At 70.1% G+C, this 971-nt stretch carries 2 protein-coding genes; one reads left to right on the top strand and one right to left on the bottom strand.

Annotated elements, in window-relative coordinates; all coding sequences use genetic code 11:
* Window positions 1-118: 118 nt before the first annotated feature.
* A complete protein-coding gene (locus H926_RS26200) occupies window positions 119-655 on the bottom strand; it encodes a DUF3237 domain-containing protein (RefSeq protein ID WP_022675777.1) in 537 nt (178 codons plus the stop codon).
* A 107-nt stretch (window positions 656-762) separates the two neighbouring features.
* Between H926_RS26200 and H926_RS26195 the strand changes: the two genes are divergently transcribed.
* The coding region (locus H926_RS26195) for a hypothetical protein (RefSeq protein ID WP_202804681.1) at window positions 763-971 on the top strand (209 nt) is incomplete at its 3' end.

Raw genomic sequence — 971 nt, 5'->3', positions numbered from 1 at the left:
CGGCCCGGCCACGCCCTGGCCCGGGCGGGAGCGGCCGCTGTGCCGCTATCCGCTGGTGGCCAGGACCAAGGGCGGCGTGACGGCCTGCGCCATGCCACCCAAGACCGCCCGCCGCTGATCAGCGCACCTTGTAGACGGCAATGTCCACGGCCGGATGGGCAGGATCGCTGCCGCCGGTGACCGTGGCGACATAGGCGCCGCTGTTGAGCCAGCCTTGCGGGCCGAGCGGCGCCTCGAACATAGGCATGCCCACCATCTGCGGCTTTTCGCCGTGGGGGCCGGGGCAGGCCTTGGCGTGGTTGACCACGTTGATCACGGCCCCGTCGGCGGCCTTGAGCATATAGTCGGCATGCAGTTCGATGCAGCCGCCCGCTCCGTGCAACTGCCAGTCCCACCCACCGGGCAGCACCACGCCGTGCAGCATGGGCCCATCGACCGTGCCCCCGGTAATGCGCACCAGGCTGCGCCCGCCGCGCGGCGTCTGGCCCACGTCAAGGCTTTCCCCCAACAAAACATGCGCGCGGAATGCTGGCTCCAGCACGGGGGGCGGTGCCATGGATGCATCGGCATGGGCCACGGCGGGCAGCGCAGCGACAGGGGCGGCGAGAAGGGCCAGCGCCGGGGCGGCAAGGCGTGGTAACAGGGCTGCGAACATCGGGTGGTGGGCCTTTCAGGATGGCGCTGTTGCGCGATTGAGTAAACGATTGTGCAAATAGCCGCCTTATGCAAGATGGCATGGCTGCGACGGCGAGGGAGAAGGTGATGATCAACAGACGGTCGGTCTTGCGCCGGGGTGGCGTGGCGCTGGGGGTTGGCCTGGGTGGAATGGGCCTGGGCAGCCTGGGCATCGGCGGGCTGGACTTTGCCAGCGCGGCGGCGGCCGATCCGCTCGCCGGCGTCGATCCCGAGTTGCGCGCTGGCGCGGCCACTGTCCTGGCCATGGGGGCCAAGCTTTCCCCGCTGACCACCGC

The sequence above is a fragment of the Novosphingobium sp. B-7 genome, from assembly GCF_000410615.1.
GTDB classification, from domain to species: domain Bacteria; phylum Pseudomonadota; class Alphaproteobacteria; order Sphingomonadales; family Sphingomonadaceae; genus Novosphingobium; species Novosphingobium capsulatum.
Note: the sequence above shows the minus strand (reverse complement) of the source record. Positions and strands in the feature narration are given on the sequence as shown.

Bases quoted from the DNA above. Each gene is read 5' to 3' on its own strand.
- H926_RS26200 (WP_022675777.1), bottom strand. From the start codon at position 655: ATGTTCGCAGCCCTGTTACCACGCCTTGCCGCCCCGGCGCTGGCCCTT.